Annotated in this window: 16 protein-coding genes, 2 tRNA genes and 1 pseudogene; 6 read left to right on the plus strand and 13 right to left on the minus strand. The window is 34.2% G+C overall.

The window, feature by feature from the left end:
• Nucleotides 1-24: 24 nt before the first annotated feature.
• The 12 genes from ABWU24_RS02575 to rpsL all read right to left on the minus strand — a co-directional run bounded on the left by ABWU24_RS02575 (nucleotide 25) and on the right by rpsL (nucleotide 15,932).
• Nucleotides 25-8,544 carry a DNA-directed RNA polymerase subunit beta/beta' gene (locus ABWU24_RS02575; RefSeq protein WP_353274386.1) on the minus strand — a complete coding sequence of 2,840 codons (8,520 nt, stop codon included), beginning with the start codon at nucleotides 8,542-8,544 and terminating at the stop codon, nucleotides 25-27.
• Between the two features lie 58 nt (nucleotides 8,545-8,602).
• Complete coding sequence (gene rplL, locus ABWU24_RS02580; RefSeq protein WP_015587861.1) at nucleotides 8,603-9,004, minus strand: 50S ribosomal protein L7/L12; 402 nt, start codon at nucleotides 9,002-9,004, stop codon at nucleotides 8,603-8,605.
• Nucleotides 9,005-9,030: 26 nt separating this feature from the next.
• Nucleotides 9,031-9,549 (minus strand): 50S ribosomal protein L10, encoded by a 519-nt coding sequence (gene rplJ / locus ABWU24_RS02585; protein ID WP_135352702.1) that lies wholly within the window; start codon nucleotides 9,547-9,549, stop codon nucleotides 9,031-9,033.
• Nucleotides 9,550-9,561: 12 nt separating this feature from the next.
• Nucleotides 9,562-10,215, minus strand: coding sequence for a 50S ribosomal protein L1 (rplA, locus tag ABWU24_RS02590; protein ID WP_015587863.1), 654 nt, complete (start codon nucleotides 10,213-10,215; stop codon nucleotides 9,562-9,564).
• A gap of 4 nt (nucleotides 10,216-10,219) precedes the next feature.
• Complete coding sequence (locus ABWU24_RS02595) at nucleotides 10,220-10,660, minus strand: 50S ribosomal protein L11 (protein ID WP_143689749.1); 441 nt, start codon at nucleotides 10,658-10,660, stop codon at nucleotides 10,220-10,222.
• A 2-nt stretch (nucleotides 10,661-10,662) separates the two neighbouring features.
• On the minus strand, nucleotides 10,663-11,499 hold the full coding sequence (gene nusG, locus ABWU24_RS02600) for a transcription termination/antitermination protein NusG (protein ID WP_341815446.1): 837 nt from the start codon (nucleotides 11,497-11,499) through the stop codon (nucleotides 10,663-10,665).
• The gene (gene secE / locus ABWU24_RS02605; RefSeq protein WP_015587866.1) at nucleotides 11,489-11,698 is read right to left on the minus strand and encodes a preprotein translocase subunit SecE; all 210 of its coding nucleotides are present in this window, start codon (nucleotides 11,696-11,698) and stop codon (nucleotides 11,489-11,491) included. Before secE ends, nusG begins: the two co-directional genes overlap by 11 nt.
• A 10-nt stretch (nucleotides 11,699-11,708) precedes the next feature.
• Nucleotides 11,709-11,781: transfer RNA gene (locus ABWU24_RS02610), tRNA-Trp, on the minus strand.
• A gap of 12 nt (nucleotides 11,782-11,793) precedes the next feature.
• Nucleotides 11,794-12,966: an elongation factor Tu gene (gene tuf, locus ABWU24_RS02615; RefSeq protein WP_015587867.1), complete on the minus strand. Its 1,173-nt coding sequence runs from the start codon at nucleotides 12,964-12,966 to the stop codon at nucleotides 11,794-11,796.
• Nucleotides 12,967-12,978: 12 nt separating this feature from the next.
• A complete protein-coding gene (fusA, locus tag ABWU24_RS02620) occupies nucleotides 12,979-15,054 on the minus strand; it encodes an elongation factor G (RefSeq protein WP_341815448.1) in 2,076 nt (691 codons plus the stop codon).
• A gap of 21 nt (nucleotides 15,055-15,075) precedes the next feature.
• Nucleotides 15,076-15,552, minus strand: coding sequence for a 30S ribosomal protein S7 (gene rpsG / locus ABWU24_RS02625; RefSeq protein WP_135353025.1), 477 nt, complete (start codon nucleotides 15,550-15,552; stop codon nucleotides 15,076-15,078).
• A gap of 5 nt (nucleotides 15,553-15,557) precedes the next feature.
• A complete protein-coding gene (gene rpsL / locus ABWU24_RS02630; RefSeq protein ID WP_010406837.1) occupies nucleotides 15,558-15,932 on the minus strand; it encodes a 30S ribosomal protein S12 in 375 nt (124 codons plus the stop codon).
• A gap of 438 nt (nucleotides 15,933-16,370) precedes the next feature.
• Between rpsL and prmC the strand changes: the two genes are divergently transcribed.
• Together prmC and ABWU24_RS02640 are read left to right on the plus strand one after the other, a co-directional pair.
• On the plus strand, nucleotides 16,371-17,222 hold the full coding sequence (gene prmC / locus ABWU24_RS02635) for a peptide chain release factor N(5)-glutamine methyltransferase (RefSeq protein WP_015587870.1): 852 nt from the start codon (nucleotides 16,371-16,373) through the stop codon (nucleotides 17,220-17,222).
• An 81-nt stretch (nucleotides 17,223-17,303) separates the two neighbouring features.
• Nucleotides 17,304-17,698: pseudogene (locus tag ABWU24_RS02640) on the plus strand (transposase); the annotation flags it as partial.
• A 205-nt stretch (nucleotides 17,699-17,903) separates the two neighbouring features.
• Here ABWU24_RS02640 and ABWU24_RS02645 read toward each other — a convergent pair.
• Complete coding sequence (locus ABWU24_RS02645) at nucleotides 17,904-18,503, minus strand: BON domain-containing protein (RefSeq protein ID WP_015587872.1); 600 nt, start codon at nucleotides 18,501-18,503, stop codon at nucleotides 17,904-17,906.
• 256 nt (nucleotides 18,504-18,759) lie between these two features.
• Here ABWU24_RS02645 and ABWU24_RS02650 point away from each other — a divergent pair.
• The 4 genes from ABWU24_RS02650 (at nucleotide 18,760) to clpX (ending at nucleotide 22,255) form a co-directional block, all read left to right on the plus strand.
• Nucleotides 18,760-18,841 (plus strand) — tRNA-Leu (locus tag ABWU24_RS02650).
• A 155-nt stretch (nucleotides 18,842-18,996) separates the two neighbouring features.
• Nucleotides 18,997-20,340, plus strand: a complete 1,344-nt coding sequence (gene tig / locus ABWU24_RS02655) for a trigger factor (RefSeq protein ID WP_353274388.1) — start codon at nucleotides 18,997-18,999, stop codon at nucleotides 20,338-20,340.
• Nucleotides 20,341-20,351: 11 nt separating this feature from the next.
• Nucleotides 20,352-20,978 carry an ATP-dependent Clp endopeptidase proteolytic subunit ClpP gene (gene clpP / locus ABWU24_RS02660; RefSeq protein ID WP_015587874.1) on the plus strand — a complete coding sequence of 209 codons (627 nt, stop codon included), beginning with the start codon at nucleotides 20,352-20,354 and terminating at the stop codon, nucleotides 20,976-20,978.
• Nucleotides 20,978-22,255, plus strand: coding sequence for an ATP-dependent Clp protease ATP-binding subunit ClpX (gene clpX, locus ABWU24_RS02665; protein ID WP_015587875.1), 1,278 nt, complete (start codon nucleotides 20,978-20,980; stop codon nucleotides 22,253-22,255). Before clpP ends, clpX begins: the two co-directional genes overlap by 1 nt.
• Nucleotides 22,256-22,257 lie beyond the last annotated feature (2 nt).

Raw genomic sequence — 22,257 nt, forward strand, 5'->3', positions numbered from 1 at the left:
AACATACTACCTCATTAGCTATATTCAATTTGACTGATCATAGTGCGATGCCACCACACTCTCTTCTTCATCAGAATGTAATTGATAACTATTATCACTCAGCAATTTTTCGTCATAAGTCTCAATATCAAAATATTTTTCATATTTATCTATATTTTCACAAAGCGAAAGTGCTTTCACCTTATTCATAACCAGACCCGTACCAGCAGGAATTAATCTTCCTACTATAACATTTTCTTTTAACCCACTCAAAGGATCACTCTTTCCGCAAAATGCTGCTTCCGTAAGTACTTTTGTTGTTTCTTGGAAAGAAGCAGCAGAAATAAAGGAATTAGTTTCAAGGCTTGCTCTAGTAATGCCCTGCAGAATAGGAAGATAATGAGCAGGTCGTTTTCCAGAGTTATTCATAGCATCATTTTCTCTATCAATTTCCAGCCTGTCGATATTTTCTCCAATTAAGTACATAGTATCACCAGGATCGGTAATTTCTACTTTTTGTAGCATTTGCTTTAAGATCACTTCTAAATGCTTGTTATCTATGCGCACACCTTGCAATCTATAAACTTGCTGTATTTCAGAAATCATATAGTGTGCTAACGCTTCTAACCCAAGCACACGTAGAATATCATGAAGATCAGGATCGCCATCCATCAATAAATCACCTTTACGCACAAAATCACCTTCATTGACTATTACATGCTTACTTCTTGATACTAAATACTCAACTGGAGAAGCTTGCTCATCTACAGGTTTAATTACTATACTGCGTTTTCCTCTACGGTCTTTTTCAGAGAACATTACATAGCCATCTATTTCACTAACGATAGAATGCTCTTTAGGACGACGTGCTTCAAATAATTCTATAACCTTAGGCAAGCCACCAGTAATATCACGAGTTCTAACTGACTCTCTCGGCGTTCTTGTGATAACATCACCTGCATGAACCTTTTGGCCATCCTGTACATTAAGCACTGCACCAACTGGTATAAAGTAACATGCTTCCACACCACTTGAAAGTGTTATTACTTTTTCATTATCATCAAGCAGTGCAATACGAGGACGTAAATTCGCTACACCAGAGTGCAATTTCCAATCTTTTACTACTCTATTTGATATTCCTGTAGATTCATCCATCACTTCAGTGATTGAAATTCCATCTTTTAAATCCTGGTAAGATATTGTACCACTCTTTTCCGTAATAATAGGTAGTGTATACGGATCCCATTCCGCAACTTTATCACCAATTTTTACTAACTCACCCTCATTTACATAAAGTTTAGCACCATAAGGCACACTGTGCTTCAATTTTTCACTACCAAGGCTATCAATTAAGACGATTTCACAGGAACGGCTTATCACAATTTTATTTCCGTTTTTATCTATAATTATATTACTATTGTTTAATTTTATTCTAGCATTAATAGAAGCTATAATATTCGAGGATTCAACACCTCTAGTCATTACCCCACCTATATGGAAAGTACGCATCGTTAACTGAGTACCTGGCTCTCCAACAGATTGAGCAGCGATAACACCAACTGCTTCACCTATTGAAACAATTTTACCAGTTGCAAGGTCTCTTCCATAACACAAAGAACACACACCAGGACTTATTTCACAAGTTAAAGGCGATCTAATTTTTATAGCATCAAGACCTGCAATGTTGATTTGCTTTACTTTATCTTCATCAATTAATTCCCCTGCTTTTAATAATAACTCTTTGGTTACTGGGTTATACATATCATTTGCAGCTGTTCTACCCAGTACAACACTCTCTAGAGATGCAACTATAGTACTACCTTCAACTATAGCTCTTACAATAAGGCCATTTTTCGTTTTACAGTCATGTTTTGTAACTATGCAATTTTGAGATACATCAACCAAGCGACGAGTTAAGTATCCAGAATTTGCAGTTTTAAGTGCAGTATCAGCTAAACCTTTACGCGCACCGTGAGTAGAATTAAAGTATTCAAATACATTTAATCCTTCGCGAAAATTAGAAATTATAGGTGTTTCTATAATTTCACCAGAAGGTTTGGTCATTAACCCTCGCATTCCTGCTAACTGCTTCATCTGGGAAGTAGAACCTCTTGCACCGGAGCTAACCATCATATATATTGAATTGTACTTACTATTTTCATCATACACAGATATCGCTTTTAACATATCATTCGCTATTATATCTGTGCACTTAGACCACTCATCTATAACTTTATTATACCTCTCACTTTTAGTGATTAGTCCGTCTTGATACTGTGCAGAAAATTTCTTAATTTCACCCCTTGTATAATCAACGTGTGTAGCTTTAGTTTCAGGTATGACCATATCGCAACGACTAAAAGAAGTACCAGAAAATGTAGCATACTCAAAGCCAAGTGTCATCAATTTATCAGAAAATACCACTGTAGCACTTTGACCGCAGCTACGATATACTAAATCAACAATGCTAGTTATTTCCTTAACTGTTAATACCTGATTTATTAAATCGAAGCTTAGATTCTCATGTTTAGGAAAAATCTGCCATAATATTAAACGTCCAGGAGTTGTAAAAATAATTTTATACTGAATGTTTCCATCGCTATTGATGTATTCCATTTTGTACTTTATACGAGAATGAATATGTAAAGTACCGTTGTTTAAGGAATGCTCAACTTCACAAAAAGCACAGAAAAGTGGTAAATCATCCTCCTTAAGTTGCTGTAAAGTTAGGTAGTATATACCAAGCACTATATCTTTACTAGGAACTATGATCGGTCTTCCATTAGAAGGACTTAAAACGTTATTAATTGACATCATCAACACTCTAGCTTCAAGTTGAGCTTCCAATGAAATTGGCACATGTACCGCCATTTGATCACCATCAAAGTCAGCGTTAAATGCTGTACAAACAAGTGGATGAAGTTGTATTGCTTTACCTTCAATAAGGACTGGCTCAAAAGCCTGAATACCAAGCCTATGTAGCGTAGGCGCTCTATTTAGCAAAACAGGATGCTCTTTTATTACTTCTTCAAGCATATCCCAGACTTCTGGCTTTTCTGCTCTTATTAACTTACTAGCAAATTTAATAGTTGGAGCCATTCCATATATTTTAAGCCTTGAGTAAACAAAAGGTTTGAATAACTCAAGAGCCATTCTTTTCGGTAATCCACACTGATTTAGTTTCAAAGTTGGACCAACAACTATTACAGAACGTCCAGAGTAATCTACCCTTTTTCCTAAAAGATTCTGACGGAAACGACCTTGCTTTCCTTTCAGCATATCGCTAATAGACTTTTTATATCCAGTAGCGCCAGCTTTATTTACTAGAGTATTACGACGACTATTATCAAAAAGAGAATCAACTGCCTCTTGTAACATTCTTTTCTCATTACGAATCATAATCTCAGGAGGATTTAAACTTAACAATTTTCTCAATCTATTATTTCTATTAATAATAGTTCTATAATGATGATTTAAATCAGAAACTGCAGGTCGACCACTTTCAAGCGATACCAAGGGACGCAAGTCAGGTGGTAAAATAGGTATAGCTGTAAGTATCATCCACTCAGGTCTGTTTCCAGACTTGATAAAATTTTCAACAATACGTAATCTCTTTATAATTTTCTTTCTTCTTATTTCAGAAGCAACAGACTCTAACTCCTGTCTTAAATTCTTCCTAATTTCATGTAAATCAAGGCGTGTTAGCAATTCTCTTATAGCTTCAACACCTTGCATAGCTATAAAGCTATCGACCCCATAGCTATCTTTAGCTTCATTATAAGCTTTCTCACTAATAATTTCACCTTTTTCAAAAGAGGAAACAAGAGGATCTATTACAACATAATTATCACTATATAAAATACTTTCGATATCTCTAAGAGACATATCTAATAATGCTCCAATCCTTGAAGGAAGTGACTTCAAAAACCATATATGAGCAACAGGAGATGCAAGCTCTATATGACCCATTTTTTCTCTTCTTACTTTAGAAGATGTAACTTCTACTCCACATTTTTCGCATATACGGCCCCTATGTCTTCTTTTTTTGTACTTTCCACATAAACATTCATCATCATTGACAGGACCAAAAACTTTAGGACAAAATAATCCACCTTTCTCAACTTTGAATGTACGGTAGTTTGCAGTTGAAACATCCGTTATCTCTCCATAAGACATACGTTTAATACTTTCAGGGCTAGCAATGGAAATGCTAACCTCATTAAAAGATTGTGCGATATTAGTATGAGATATATCTTCAATTACTATGTCATTTTGCTTCAAATCCACATTAAAACACAAGGAACGCAACTCTTTTATCATGACATTAAAGGATTCAGGAATTCCACATTCAAAGTTACTGTCACCTTTTATTACCGATTCATAAATCTTAACCCTGCCATTAATGTCATCAGACTTCACAGTTAACATTTCCTGCAAAGTGTAAGCAGCACCGTAGGCTTGCAATGCCCAACATTCCATTTCACCAAAACGCTGACCACCAAAATGAGACTTTCCTCCAAGAGGTTGTTGAGTAACTAAGCTATAAGGTCCTACTGAACGCGCATGAATTTTACCATCTACTAAGTGATGCAACTTAAGCATGTACATGTAACCAACTGTAACTTTGCGATCAAACTTCTCACCCGAGCAACCATCATATAATACAACTTGCCCAGAGTTATCCAATCCAGCAAGTTCAAATAGCTTTACTATTTGTTCATCTTTTGGACCTTCAAATACAGGTGCAGTAACAGGAATGCCATTACGCAACTTATACGCAAATTCAATGAGGTGATTATCATTAATATCGCGAATGTTATTACAAATAGATAAATTACTGCCACAACTATAAACCTCAATCAGGAAGTGACGTAAACTACTGTGTGCATCTTTACAAGAGTTAAAATAATTCTCTACTAATGTAGTCAATTCATTATTTAATTCATCCTTATTAGGCGTGTCTAAAATAGAAGCCGTTATTTCATCATCATTAATATCCTCAAATTTTTTATTATCAAGATATAATGCTGCAAATTTTACAAAATCATCATCACTGAGAGATCTAATTGCCTCACAAAAAGCACGTTTGATTTTATTGATCTCATCAAGAATATTGCCTACTTTTTCTCCTAATTTTTTACAAGCCCAACCTACATGCGTTTCCAATATTTGCCCTACATTCATTCGTGAAGGAACGCCAAGAGGGTTAAGAATAATATCAATAGGAGTACCATCTTCTAAATAAGGCATATCTTCTACTGGAACAACTCGAGAAATCACACCTTTATTTCCATGTCTACCAGCCATTTTATCCCCTGGCTGTAAACTATGTTTTACAGCAATAAAAACTTTTACTGACATCGACACACCTTGAGGCAGATCATAGCCTTCATGCAATTTTTCTACTTTTCGCTTAAAGTTTGTTATTGCATGTGATACTTTTTCATCAAAATCTTTTTTTAAGTTCTCAACTTGCTTAGAAATAGATTGGTTTTTCAATCCTATATCCCACCATCCCTCACGTTCAATAAAATTAATACTTTCTCGATCTTGAGAGCCAGAATTAATAAGAATTTTTCTTAATTCATCATAGAAATATTGATTAATAACATTGATTATATGGTCTCGTTCTTTCTCAAAGTCGTTTGCCTCTTTTTGCTTAATAAGAAACGCTCTTTCGTTTTCTTCTTCCCCTCTGCGTGTAAAGACCTGCACATCAATCACTATCCCTTCAATATCTGGAGATGTATATAAAGAGGAATCCACACAATCGAATGACTTTTCACCAAAAATTGTCATTAACAATTTTGTCTCAGGAGGCAATGAAAGAGAATGCTTAGGTGTAACTTTCCCCACCAAAATATAACCTGGACCAACTCTTGTACCAACCTTTACTATACCACTATCATCCAAGTGATAAAGATTTTCTTCATTAACACCGGGTATGGCACGAGTTATTTTTTCCGACCCTAAAGGAGTGTCATGTACAACACATTCAAATTCTTCTATATGAATAGAAGTAAATAGATCTTTTTTAACAACTTCACTAGAAATAATGATTGAGTCTTCAAAATTATAACCTTGCCAAGACATAAAAGCGACTAGCAAGTTTTGGCCAAGTGCCAATTCACCGCTATTAATAGCAGGACCATCAGCTATCACATCACCTTCCTTAACACAATCACCTACATGCACCAGTGGTTTCTGGTTAATACAAGTATTATGGTTAGAACGCTGAAATTTTCTTAGATGATAAATATCTACATCCAAGTAGTTAATTCCTTCTTTGTCAAAAGCACGTATAACTATAGAGTTACTATCTGAGCTGTCAACTATGCCACCACGTTTTGCTAAAACTACAGCACCAGAGCCAGAAGCTACGAAAGACTCCATACCAGTAGCAACCAAAGGAGCAGTAGGCTTCAATAAAGGTACAGCTTGACGCTGCATATTTGAACCCATTAACGCTCTATTAGCATCATCATTTTCTAAAAATGGAATTAAAGAAGCAGCAACCGATATTACCTGCTTAGGAGATAAATCAATGTAACTTACTTGATTACTATTTACCATTACAAAGGTACCAGAATACCTACAGTATAACATATCATCAACAAAGCAATTGTTTTCATCAAGCTTTGCGCTGGTATCGGCTATATAATATAAACCTTCATCTATAGCAGACAGATACTCAATTTGATCAGTAACAACCTTATTAACTACTTTCTTATAAGGACTTTCAATGAACCCATATTTATTAATACGAGCGTATATAGCTAAGCTGTTAATTAAGCCTATATTCTGCCCCTCAGGAGTTTCAATAGGGCAAATTCTTCCGTAATGAGTTGGATGAACATCACGCACTTCAAATCCCGCCCTCTCTCTTGTTAAACCACCAGGACCTAACGCCGACAACCTTCTTTTATGTGTTATTTCAGATAATGGATTAGTCTGATCCATAAATTGAGATAATTGGGAAGAATTGAAAAAATCTCTTAAGACATTGGTTAACACTTTTGGGTTTATAAAATCAGATGGAGAGACTTTATCTAAACTAGAAGTAGACATAGAATCAACTACTGCCCGTCCCAATTTTAATAATCCAGTTCTAAATTGATTTTCTATAAACTCTCCAACTGAACGGACTCTTCTATTTGCTAAATGATCAATATCATCTACAGATCCTTGACCATCACGTAACAATACTATTTTTCTTATAATTTCAATAATGTCTTCATGTGTTAAAGTAGTTAAATTTTCCTCATAATTTAACCCAAGACAAGAGTTAAGTTTTAATCTACCAATGTTAGACAAATCATAATATTCCAGACTGAAGAAAAGATTACGAAAAAACTCCTCTACTATCTTTAAAACAGGAACTTCACCAGGACGCAAAACTTTATATATTTCATATAGAGCGTTCTCATAAGACATGTTTCCATCTAAGAAAAGTGTGTTTAATATGTAAGGTCCAACAGAAACATTATCTATGTTCAACACTGATATTTTATCTATAGATAATAATTCAAGCTTTTTAATATCCTCTAATTTTATAGATTCACCAGCAGATAAGATTTTTGTAGAACTAGCACTATCTATTAAATCTTCTGCAAGAAATAAACCACATATAGAATCATAAGGAATTAGATACTCTTTCAACCCGTTATCATATAGATTTTTAGCTAATTTTGAAGTAATACGAACATTAGCTTTAAGTAACACATTGCCTTCAACATTCTTTAAATCGAAAGGAAGCCTCACTCCCTTGAATTTATCAGGGAAAAAAGGTACTTTCCAGCCACTTTTATGTTTTATATACTCTATTTTTTCATAAAATCTACTAAGTATGTCATTATTTGATAAGCCCAAAGCCTTTAATAAAACTGATATTGGCAACTTTCTCTTTCTATCAATACGAAAATACAAATGATCTTTAACATCAAACTCAATATCAAGCCAAGAACCTCTATAAGGAATAACTCTAGCAGAATAGATCAATTTGCCAGAATTATAAGTTTTTCCCTTATCACTATCAAAAAACACTCCAGGAGATCTATGCATTTGTGAAACGATAACTTTCTCTACGCCATTGATGATAAAAGTACCTTTATCAGTCATCATAGGCAGTTCACAAAAGCGAACCTCCTGCTCTTCAGCAGATTTTATAACAGTTGCAAGCTTAGAATGATCATCACCTTCTTTAATCTCTTGATATTTTTCAAGAGAAATACCATCCTGCATAATAACAAGACGTATAGAAGCAATAACCTGAGCAGAAAAAGTTATACCACGTTTTATACATTCAGATTCACTATATTTAAGATCATCTACCCTACAATTCAAAAATTCGATAGTAGCCCTATGCAAAGGATCAGATATTGGAAAAATTGTATGAAAGATAGCTTTAAGTCTTTCATTACTCTCATTATTAGGAGTAAAGGAATTATATGATCCCTTTTGGACTTTAACCAAATCCAACAAAGAATCTTTTAAATCAATCGACCTGGAATAAGAAACTCTAGGAACAAAAGCACTAGAAGCACACATATAAGAAGAATCAACCATTAAAATACCTTCACTAATTAAAAGAGCTATATCAACATAAAATTAATATACTAACATTTTATTCAAGCTCAACTTTAGTTGCTCCTGCTTCAATAAGTTTTTGCTTTATTTTTTCTGCTTCGTCTTTAGAAACATTAGCAGTCAAATCTTTGGGTAAAGACTCAACTAACTCTTTCGCTTCTTTTAAATTCAATGTAGAATTAACTTCTCTAATAGCTTTAATCACTCCTATTTTTTTGCTTGCATCAATCTCTTTGATTACAACTTTATATTCAGCTTTTTCTTGAGCAACAGGAGCAATAGCATTATCACTAATAGGCACCCCAGCACCAACAGCTCCACCAAGAAAAGAACCACTAGGCAACCCTATTTTTTCTTCTAGAACTTTTACAAGTTCAGAAGCCTCTAATAGATTTAAAGATAATATTTTATCAACCAAATCACTTGTTACATTATTCATACTTACCACCTTATTTAACAACAAATTTATTTTTTAGAACTACAGTAATCCAAAACTCTCATAAGCCTCATAGAAGATGAATTAATAGACAATGCTAACCGAGCAGGAATATCATAAGATATTAAACGCATAATTTTAATACGCAATTCATCCAGAGAGGGAAGCTTAGCCAATTTATTAACATCTTCCACTGTTAATAATTCATTTATATGAGCCGCACAAATCACAGACATTTTTTCTTTGTTAGCATTAATAAAATCAACTATTACCTTTGCAGCTTCTACTATAGCGCTAGAGTATATAATAGCAACAGAACCAGAAAATTTACCTGATAAATAAGAAAATTTACCAGTCCTTTCCAAAGCCAAGCAAGCTAGAGTATTTTTAACTACTAACATCCCACCCATTACAGATTTTAGACTATTCCTAAGAATTAATGAATTGCTAACATTCATAGACTTGAAATTTATCAATATTAAGAAATCATTATTTACAAACACATTCATTATGTTTTGTATAAATTCATCCTTATCTTTACGCTTCACAATTTCTCTCCCTTAAATTATATCTTCTACTTTGTTTATTTTATGAGCTTTACCCATAGTTGAATTTAAAAAAACGCTTTTAAAGTAAACTCCTTTCACAGAAGCAGGTTTATTGTCTCTAATTACTTTAAGAAAGGCTTTTAAATTTTCCAGCAAATCATCAATATCAAATTTAATACTTCCTAATTTACCATGAATAACCCCATTTTTATCCGTCCTGAATTTTATTTGACCAGACTTAATGGTTTTAGTAGCTTCCGCAATATTAGAAGTCACAGTACCAAATTTAGGGTTAGGCATCAGCCCTTTAGCACCCAATACTTTTGCAATAGGAGTGATTTTTGCCATGAAATCAGGAGTAGTGATGCACCAATCAACATTCAACTTTCTACCTTTTTTTATCTCTTCAACTAAATCTTCTCCTCCTGTAATATCAGCACCAGCTTTTTCAGCTTCTAATAAATGTTTATCTTGAGCAAAAACAGCTACTTTAATATTCTTCCCGATACCTTTAGGCAAAACTACTGTACCACGCACCTGCTCTTCAGATTTACGTGAATCTACACCTAAATTGACTGCGATATCAACTGATTCATTAAATTTTGCTGAAGCAGACTCAACAACCTTCTCCAAACATTGCTTAGAATTATCATTATATGTACTCATTTACCTAACCTTCCACAACTTCTATACCCATAGATTTTGCAGTGCCTATAACCATCTTCACTGCTGAATCTTCATTATCTACTTTCATATCAACCATCTTACACTTTGCCACTTTAATGATAGCAGACATAGATAATTTAGCCACTAATTCTTTACCAGAATTACCAGAACCTTTACTTAATTTAGCTTCCTGCTTAAGCAAATAAGCCACAGGCGGACCGCTGACAGTAAAATCATGAGAGCGATCATCCTTTATGGAAATTCTCACTGTTACTAAATCACCTACTTTATAACTAGCGTTAGCAGCGCTAGTAGCTTTATTAAAAGCTTCACAAAATTTAGGAACAGGTATACCACGCGGGCCAAGTACTGAAGCAATTTTCGGTCCTGGAACTGCTTTCCCAGCTTCCATAAGTAAGTTAATCTTAGCAACTATATTACTCATAATTAATCCTCTATTTTCTCTACTTGAGCCAAATCAAGCTCTATTATTGTTGGCTTACCTAAGATTGATACTTCAACATTAATAATTTTTTTCTCATCATTTACCATATCTATCTTACCAGTAAAATTTTGAAAAAGACCATCATTAATTTTTACTTTTTCACCTTTCTCATAACCATAACTCAACTTTTTCGTTTCTTGAGCATTGTAAAGCGCACTACACATTGAGCGAATCTCATTATCCTCAATCACCTTTGGAACATTACCATTTTTCAAAAATCCATAAACCTTAAGAGATTTTGGTATATTATTAATAAAATTTAATACCTCATCGCATAAATTCATGTATAAAAAGACATAACCAGGAAAGGACTTCCTTCGTTTAGCATTTTTTTTAGATTTTAAATCCATCTCACTTAATTCTTCACAAGGAATAAAAACCCTATTAAAATAATTATTAATATTCAATCTCATAGAATTTTCTAATATATATTGGCGCACTTTCTCTTCATAATTAGAGGCAACTCTTAAAATGTACCACTTATATCTATTAAATTCCTTGCGTTTTAAAATTACCTCATCATCTGAAATCATCTCAAAATAACCAGACTCATCACCACAAAACCCAGTCTTTTGATTCAAAATATTTTTGCTTTCATCACACAGATGCATACATATATATACTTCGCATAACTCTTTTATATCAGATTTTATATCACATACTGTCTGATAAGGAATAAATACCTCCTTAAAGTAAACAGTATTGACTGCCAACTCGCATATATCCTTCTCATACCCGTAATCGACTTTAATGATATACCATTTATACTTATATTCCATAAATAATTCCAAATAAAGTCTTAATTACGTAAAGAGACATAAAATCTACGAAGCAAAAGAAAATCGAAAAGCATAATATAACAATTATTACAATAAACAAAGATGACAATACCTGCTGTTTTTTTACCCAAGCAATTCTCCTTATTTCTTGCTTTATATCGCAAAAAAAAACATACAGGTTTTTTAACATTTCTACCATAATATTAATGCAGGAGCGATAGGAATTGAACCTACAACCTCTGGTTTTGGAGACCAGCGCTCTACCAATTGAGCTACACTCCTATAATTCAAAGTTTACTCTAAAATTTCCGAAACAACGCCAGAACCAACAGTTCTACCACCTTCTCTTATCGCAAAACGCAATCCTTTATCCATTGCTATTGGTACTTGCAACTCCACTTCTATACTTACATTATCCCCTGGCATTACCATCTCCTTTCCATCTAGCAATTTTATGCTCCCAGTTACATCCGTTGTTCTTAAATAAAACTGTGGCTGATAATTTCCAAAAAATGGTGTATGCCTTCCTCCTTCTTCTTTCTTCAATATATACACCTCCGCATTAAATTTCTTATGCGGGGTTATTGTCCCTGGTTTTGCCAATACTTGCCCTCTCTCCACTTCTTCTCTCTTTGTTCCTCTTAGTAATATTCCTACATTGAGTCCTGCACTTCCCTTATCTAGCAACTTCTTAAACATCTCAACACCAGTACATATCGTCTTTTGCGTCGCTTTCAGACCTATTATCTCTATCTCATCCCCTGTCTTTACCTCCCCCTTCTCTATTCTTCCTGTTACTACCGTCCCTCGGCCCGATATTGAAAATACATCTTCTATTGGCAACAAAAACGGCAAATCTATAGGCCTTGGAGGTACTGCTACATACTCATCTAACTTCTCCATCAATTTATCTATTGATTTCTTTCCATACTCACTACTATCATCCTCTAATGCTTTTAACGCAGACCCAACTATCACAGGCACTTCATCACCTGGAAATCCATACTTACTCAGCAACTCTCTCACTTCCATTTCCACCAAATCTATCATATCAGCATCAGCAACATCAGCTTTATTTATATATACCACGATATATCCAACACCCACCTGTTTTGCTAGCAATATATGCTCTCTCGTTTGTGGCATCGGCCCATCAACCCCTGACACTACCAATATCGCTGCATCCATCTGTGCTGCACCTACTATCATATTCTTTACATAATCAGCATGTCCAGGGCAATCAACGTGTGCATAGTGTCTCTTTTCTGTTTGATATTCAACATGCGCTGTTGCTATTGTTATTCCTCTCTTTCTTTCTTCTGGCGCTTTATCTATTTGATCATATGCTACAAAATTACCATAATGCTTTGTTATCGCCGCTGTTAACGTTGTCTTCCCATGATCCACATGTCCTATCGTTCCCACGTTTACATGCGGCTTTCCAAATGCTTCTACTATCGCTGTCATAATTACTAACCTTTAATTATACTTTAACTTTAACTCATCAACCACATATTGTGGTACTTGTTCATAACAAGAAAAATGCATACTATACTGAGCTCTTCCCTGAGATATAGAACGCAAAACATTTATATAACCAAACATATTTGCAAGAGGAACCGAAGCAGTAATTATTTTGCTATTATTACCTAAATCCAGCATATCAACAACACTGCCTCTTCTACTATTTATATCACCCATAACATCACCCATATATTCTTCAGGAGTAATAATTTCCACTTTCATTATAGGTTCTAGCATTTTTGGACCAGCTTTATTTGCCATTTCCTTAAAAGCACCTTTAGCAGCAAGTTCAAAAGCCAAAGGACTAGAATCAACATCATGAAAAGCACCATCAAGAAGAGTAGCCTTAAAATCAATCAATGGAAAGCCGGAAATTATACCACCTTCTTTTATCAACTCTAAGCCATTTTGCACTCCAGGTATATACTCTTTTGGAATAGCACCGCCTACAATTTTACTTTCAAACTGAAAGCCAAAACCAGGCTCAAGAGGTTCGAATCTTATTTTAACTTTAGCAAACTGACCAGCACCACCTGATTGTTTTTTATGAGTGTAATCAATTTCAACAGATTTAGTGATAGTTTCACGATATGCAACTTGAGGCGCACCAACGTTAGCTTCAACATTAAACTCGCGCTTCATTCTATCAATAATAATCTCAAGATGTAGCTCACCCATACCTTTCAATATAGTCTGCCCACTCTCCGCATTTACTGACATCCTTAAAGAAGGATCTTCTGCAACCAATCTATTCAAAGCAACACCTAATTTTTCCTGATCTGAAGTGGTTTTCGGTTCTATAGCAGTTTCAATAACAGGGTCAGGAAATTCCATACGCTCTAATAATATAGGAAAATCAGATGAACATAAAGTATCACCAGTAATTGTTTTCTTTAATCCAACTAAGGCAACTATATCACCAACTTTAGCTTCGTTTATATCTTCTCTGTTATTTGCATGCATAAGCAACATTCTACCAATTCCTTCAGTCTCATTCTTTCCCGCATTTAACACAGCAGATTTAGATTTTAACTTACCGGAATAAATACGAATAAACGTCAAGCTACCTACAAACTTATCCGTCATCACTTTAAACGCAAGAGCAACGAATTTCTCTTTTTCTGAAGGTTTAATCTCAATTTTCTTTTCTGAATCTTTAGGATCAGTTCCAATAATTACATCAACATCAATAGGAGAGGGTAAAAAATCAACCACACCATCTAAAAGTGATTGCACGCCTTTGTTTTTAAAAGCTGACCCACATAATACAGGGACAAATCTTCCTTTAATGGCCCCTCTTCTCACACACTTTTTCAATAAATCAATTGGCAGATCGTTAGATTCAAAGTAAGTATTTATCGCCTCATCATCCATTTCAGCTGCAGCATCTAATAAAAGATTTCGATACTCTTGAGCCTTATCAAGCAAATCAGAAGGAATATCTTCATAAGAAAATTTAGCGCCTAATGTTTCTTCTTGCCATATAATGGCTTTCATAGAAATAAGATCGATTATACCTTTAAAATCTTTCTCACTTCCTATTGGCAATTGAATAACTAAAGGTGATGCGCCAAGCTTCGTTTTTATCATATCGACACATCGATAAAAATTTGCCCCTATTCTATCCATCTTATTAACAAAGCAAATACGAGGAACGCTATATTTATCAGCTTGACGCCAAACTGTCTCAGACTGAGGCTCAACTCCAGCAACTCCATCAAATACAGCAACCGCACCATCCAAAACCCTCAAAGATCTCTCAACTTCAATAGTGAAATCAACATGACCAGGAGTATCTATTATATTAATCCTATGATCATTCCAAAAACATGTTGTTGCAGCAGAGGTAATTGTAATGCCACGCTCCTTCTCTTGCTCCATCCAATCCATAGAAGCTGCACCATCGTGCACTTCACCAATCCTATTTTGCTTACCAGTATAAAATAAAATACGCTCTGTTGTGGTGGTCTTGCCAGCATCTATATGAGCCATTATTCCTATATTTCTATACCTAGATATTAAAACTTCCATACCACAATCAATCAGCTAATATTAAAAACGAAGATGAGAAAATGCCTTATTAGCTTCAGCCATTTTATACTTTTCTTCACACATCTTAAATGCACCACCACATTTATTATAAGCATCTAATATTTCAGACTGCAAACAATAAACAGTAGTTCTACCGCTCTTTTTTCGAGCAGCAGAAGTTGCTCTAGCAATCCACCTTAATGCCAAAGAAATTGCTCTATCTTGACGAATTTCAACAGGGACTTGATAAGTTGCACCACCAATACGCCGAGAGCGTACTTCTATAGAAGGGGTAACATTTTCTACTGCTGTTTCAAAAATTGATAAGGCATCTTTGCCTATTTTCTTTTCAGCTAAGGACAAAGCACTATAAGCAATCTTTTCTGCAATAGATTTTTTACCACATTCCATAATTATATTAATAAAACGCATAAGCAAGACACTACCATAACGAGAGTCAGGACTTGTTCTTTTTTTTGCTTTATTACGACGTGCCATAAATTTTAACCAGATTTCTTTACACCATATTTTGAACGAGCTTTCTTTCGATTTTGCACACCACGTAGATCAAGAGCACCTCTTATTATGTGATAACGTACACCAGGCAAATCCTTAACTCGCCCACCACGTATTAAAACAACGGAATGCTCTTGTAAATTATGACCTTCGCCAGGTATATAAGCCGTCACTTCACCGTATCCACTAATCTTTACTCTAGCTACCTTACGTAGTGCTGAATTAGGCTTTCTAGGAGTTGTAGTATATACCTTAGTGCAAACACCCCTTCTTTGAGGATTGCATTTTCCCAAAGCTGGCACCTTCTTCTTGCGAGTTAACCCTGATCTACCTTTACATATTAATTGATTTATCGTAGGCATATACTGTAAATTTAAAACTCTGAAAATAACTAAGTCTTAGTTATAAAATAATAAACCTCAATAGTCAATATAAAAATAAACATTACTACTCTAATAATCTCAGCCTAATTGCTTTGAAAGCTACTGATAATTATATGCTAAAGCGCACATTGGTTTTAATATTAAGAAATTATCACTTGCTGTGGTCGAATTAATATAGATATGGAACAAGTAATATACTGTGATGGCTATCAAAGAATATGCAGAAAATAATTCTTATAACTTATAATAGAGCCAAGAACTTCAACATTAATGCAAAAATACCAACCGAACTACCAGTAAAGCCAGATGATTTTTACAATCCTACTCTTGACACTTAGATTTAATGCAGCTACCTTAAGTTCAAAATTCTATACTCAATTTTGCTGTTCTTGCATACAAGGAACACGTTTTAGAACAATGAAAACAATCAGCGCTTTAATTAAAGAAGGGTCAAAGCTACTATCATCACATAGAATTGAATCACCACATTTGGATTGTGAAATCATCATGCAGTACGTACTTGGAGTAGAAAGATCATTCACAATCATGAATCACACCAATCAGGTACCAAGAAACAAAGAGCTTCTATTCTGGAAATTAACAAAAAAAAGAGCAGAAAGATATCCAATATCGCAAATAATAGGTAATCGTGAATTCTGGAGTAAAAATTTTATAGTTAACCAACATGTTCTAGATCCAAGACCAGATAGTGAGACAGTAATTTCAACAGTGTTAAAATATTACCAAAATAAGAAGCAAAAAATAAAAATTGCAGATTTTGGCACAGGCACAGGCTGTTTGTTGATCTCCGTACTTAGTGAGTATGAATATGCTATTGGAGTTGGTTTTGAAAAAAGCCTGGAAGCATACAAAATTACCTGCCAGAACACAAAGAAACATAATCTCCTAAGCAGAACTAAAATATTTCCAAATTCGTGGACAGAATGCAGAGATTTATTTGATCTCATAATAAGCAATCCTCCATATATTAAAAGAAGTAAGTTAAAAGATCTGCAAGCTGAAGTGCAAAAAGAGCCAAGAATTGCTCTTGATGGTGGTATCGATGGATTGAGCTGTTACCTGAGTATTTTTCCAATATTGAAAAAGTGCCTTAAAAAAGATGGGTTTGCGATACTGGAAATAGGCGAAGATCAAAGCAATATTGACAAAATAATACCCTTATATGGACTGGCTTTTCAAGAATACGCATACGACTTGGCTGGAATGAAAAGATGCATTGTTGTAAAGCAAGATAAAGAACATGACTAGTAGAACGCTAGCTTTCTAAGAACCCGCTCATAATCTCAAGAAAGGCATAAAGTAAGAAATAGAGTGTATAAATTAGGATATATGAGGAGTGTATACCCAAGTGACATAAGTCGAGAGAAGTTTGAGATTATTTTACTAGATCTGGAGTCTTGTGGAAAAAATAAAACCAAGAAAACTTGATTTGTATGATATATTTTGCGGAGTGTTGTACGCCCTAAAAAGTGGTTATCAGTGGAGGATGCTACCAAAAGAGTTTCCAAAATGGAGTAAAAAAGTAAAAGGAAATAAAAAAAAGTATTTTGGAGTGCATGTTAAAAAAAATAGTTAGTGTGGTCCGACAAAACAATGTTTGGAAAGAAAAAACCAGCTTTTGCATAATTGACGCTCAGAGTGTAAAGAACGCAGACACTGATGAAGAAAAAGGCTATGACGCTGGTAAAAAAATCTCAGGAATAAAACGCCATATCGCACAAGATGTAGATGTTTGCTATTTATTCTTAAGCTTATTTAAATAGCATTTACTTTTTTTAGTATGTAGAGATTTTCTAGGAATTATTCTATTGAATTCTATGATATTATTTTTTGTAACATTGTTATACATACCATAAGAGTGAACTGACGAAATTTGTAAAGGAGTTTTATGGCTTAGCTACATGATACTAACACTCAAGTAAATTTTCATCAATGACGCAATTTGCTATGTCTATATCTCACATAGCTTACAACTTGCTTTACTCCTTTTACTTTTCTTGCAATTGCTATTACAGCTTTTAATTCCGCCTTATTTTGAGCTATACCCATCAAATAAACGACTCTATCAACTGTATTAACGCTATAATTAATTGATTTAATATTTCTTTTTCCCAGAAGCCTCGTGCTTATCTCTGCTGTTATCATACCATCTACAGTAACATCTAGCATAGAAGCCATTTTAATTGGTGTGACTCTTATTTCATTTATCACTTCTTTAATCTCTTTTTGCTGCCAAGCTATTTTCTCTGCTGTGAGTTGCTTTTCATGATTATCAACATTTCCAATGAGTAATACTCTTCCTTCACTCACTTTAACTTTTATAGATGAAAACAGTCCGTGTTTTAAGAGTCCCTTATTGATTCTTATTACTATAGTTGTATCATCAATAATGTTTCCCAAGGATTTATCTTGCATTGTTATTGCTGTAGCCGCTGCAGTTGCTGTTACCACTATACCACTCACAAGAGCCGTACAGCCACTCTGTGTAATCAGAAAAATTGCGAGTAAGAAGCTTGCTATTAATCTCATTATTAATTTCCAGAGTTTAGAGCTTTAATTAAAGAATATTAATAAGCTTTTTTTATTGTGTAAATACTATAAATTGAATAAGCCTTGAATATTTCTAAGACAGTACTTATCTTAATAATGTTAGTTAAAGTAATTCAGGCTTAGATTCATAGTGGAGTTAACCAGTATTACAAGTTCAGTCTGTGGTACTAAAATCTAATCTTTAAATTGCATAAGATGACAGAAGTGGTTATCTATAATTTAATGAAGGGTTCTTGCGGATATGGCGAAATTGGTAGACGTGCCAGGTTTAGGTCCTGGTGAGCTTGCTCGTGGGGGTTCAAGTCCCTCTATCCGCACTTAAAGTCATGTAACTCAGGTTTTAAGAGAAAATTTATAATCACTAAGTACACTTTTGTTTGTATAAGAACCTGTTCTTAAGGATTGTATCTAACTTAAATTCTGGTAAAATGGCTTTATTAAAACATAAATAAAATATTGATAATAGGTTGTAATGTCTAGTAATATAAGTCAAAATGCAGTCGAAGCAGATACATTAAGTAATATATATACCTATAAGGAACTTAGTGTAGATAAACTAAAGTATGAGTATGAAATCACAGTTAGTAGTGATTATATAGAACAAAAGATAAACTCTAGATTACAAGAAATAGCAAAGGATGCAAAATTGCCTGGATTTAGATCCGGAAAGATGCCTTACGATCTTGTTGTTACAAATTATAAAAACGAAGCTTTGGAATATGTGATAAAAGATACGATTGACTATTGCTCAAGTGATTTAATGAAAAAAATCGAAGTTAAGTCTCACATCCATCCTAAGGTTGATATTATGTCATTACCAAACCTGGATAAAAAGGATGAAAAAGGCGACTTTCTGTACAAATTATCTTTTGAATCGATGCCAAAAGTGCCAATAATAGATCTTGATAAAATAAATTTGAAGAAAGTTAAGGCAAAAATCAAAGAGGGAGACATAAAAGAATTTATTGATTCTATAAAAACAAAATTTCCTAACTTCGTTTCTGTTGATGATGCTTCTTATCAAGCAAAAAAAGAGGATAAACTGATAATTGACTTTGAAGGGCGAATTAGAAATAAGCTCTTTCAAGGTGGAAGTGGCAAAAATTTTACTGTTAATTTAGGATCTGGAACATTTATAAATGGTTTTGAGGATCAATTAATTGGCATGAAAAAAGGGGAAACAAAAAGCTTTAAGTTGAGATTTCCTGAAGATTACCAGGTAATTTCCCTTGCGGGGCAGGAGGCTGCTTTTTCTGTTCGAGTTAATGATATTCAGATTGCCGAAGATTTGCAAAGTGATAATGAAATAGCTAGGAAAATTGGTTTTGAAGATCATTCTTCGCTAATAAATCATGTAAAAGAAGTAATTGATAATCAGTGTAAAGAAATGGGAGATCTCTTAATTAAGAAAGAGCTATTTGATTGTTTGGATGCTAGTTATAGTTTTGATTTGCCTATAGAGGTAGTAAAACAGGAACAGCAGAGAGTGGAAAGAGAGTTGAATGCTAAAGATGATTCTTGTAAAGAAGCTGAAAGACGTGTAAAGCTTGCAATGCTATTTATGGAGTTCAGTAAAGAACATGAAATATCATTAACTCAAAGTGATATTATGAATGTTATTGTAAATCAATATGTCAGTAAAGATGTATCATTTGACAGAGTATTTAAACATTTTAAATCAGACGGACAATTTCAGGAATTAGTTAGAGGGCAAGCGCTTGAGTATAAAGTGACAGATTATATGATAGAAAAAGCTAGTAAAGAAGAACAGATTGTTTCTGTGAAAGAATTAAAGGAATTATTTGATAATATTTGATAGGAAAAGGTATGACTCTTATACCAATTGTAGTTGAACAAACTAGTCGCGGTGAGCGAGCTTATGACATATATTCAAGGCTAGTAAAAGAAAGAATAATTTTCGTAACTGGCCCTATTGAAGACAACATGGCCAGCGTAATAGTAGCACAGCTTTTATTTTTAGAATCGGAAAATCCCGATAAAGACATTTGTATGTATATTAACTCACCAGGTGGTGTTGTAACTGCTGGTTTGTCGATCTACGATACAATGCAGTATATAAATCCAGACGTTTCAACTTTGTGTATAGGTCAAGCTGCATCTATGGGTTCTTTGTTGCTTACAGCTGGTGCGGAGGGTAAACGTTACTCACTACCTCATTCAAGAATTATGATACATCAGCCATCTGGTGGTTATCATGGGCAAGCAACTGATATAGAAATACATGCCAATGAAATTTTGCGAGTTAAGAAAAAACTAAATCAAATTTATGAAAAACATACTGGAAATTCACTGAAGAAAATTGAAGAAATGATGGAAAGAGATAAATTCATGGATCCTGAAGAAGCAATGAAAATTGGCTTAATTGACAGAGTAATAGCTGAGCGTAAAGATGTGAAGATTGAAAATATTAAAGTTAAACAAAAGGTAGTTTAATGGATAACAATAATGATTTACACTACTGTTCTTTTTGTAACAAGGCACAAAACGAAGTAGATAAATTGATTACTAACTCTTCAGATGGTTTAAAGGTGTTCATTTGTAATGAATGCATAGAGTTATCCCATAAAGCAATAAGTCAAAAGAAAGAGAGGGCTTTTAATTCAGATCATATATCTGATATGAAACTATCACTAAAGAAACCTGAAGATATAAAAAATTTTCTTAGCAAGCATGTTGTAGGTCAGGAACATGCGCAACATGTTTTATCTGTAGCTATGTATAATCATTGTCAATCCATGGTGCAACTTCATTCTATAAGTGATATTGAAATCGAGAAGTCAAATATAATGCTTATTGGCCCTACGGGTTCTGGTAAGACTTTGCTAGCAAAAACACTTGCTAAAGTTTCAGATGTACCATTTGCTATGGCTGATGCAACAACTTTGACTGAAGCAGGTTATGTAGGTGATGATGTAGAAAGCGTGTTATCACGTCTATTACAAGCTGCAAATTATGATGTTGCAAAGGCACAGCATGGTATAGTGTTTATCGATGAAATAGACAAAATCACAAGAAAGTCTGAAAGCGCTTCAATAACCCGTGATGTTTCAGGTGAAGGGGTCCAACAAGCTCTACTAAAAATCATGGAAGGTACGGTTGCTTATGTTCCTCCACAAGGAGGGCGAAAACACCCGCAACAAGAGTTTATACAAGTAGACACTAGTAACATACTATTTATTTGTGGAGGAGCTTTTGAAGGCCTCAATAAAATTATTGAGGCAAGAAAAAAGGGAACATCAGTTGGCTTTGGAGCGGATATAAGTCAGTCTAAAGCACAAAAGAAAAAAAATGCTTTACGCGATGCTCAACCTGAGGACTTAATTAAATTCGGTTTAATACCCGAATTTGTAGGACGGGTTCCGATAATTGCTGTTTTAGATGAGCTGAATCATGAGGATTTAATACATGTGTTAACGGAACCAAGAAATGCGCTAATAAAACAATATAAAGCATTACTTGCATTTAGCAAAGTAACCCTTGAGTTTTCAGATGAAGCAATATCAGCTATTGCTAAAAAAGCTATGAGCTATAAAATAGGTGCAAGAATATTACGTACTATCTTAGGGTCACTTTTGCTTGATGTTATGTATATATCCGGCAACGGAGGTTTTGAAGGTAGCACTATAACGGTTACTAAGAAAATGGTAGAATTAGGCAAAGCGACGATTAATCATAATAATAAGGGTAGTGTTATAACGGTTAATGATTAATT

It is taken from the genome of Wolbachia endosymbiont (group B) of Hofmannophila pseudospretella, assembly GCF_964028515.1.
GTDB lineage: Bacteria > Pseudomonadota > Alphaproteobacteria > Rickettsiales > Anaplasmataceae > Wolbachia.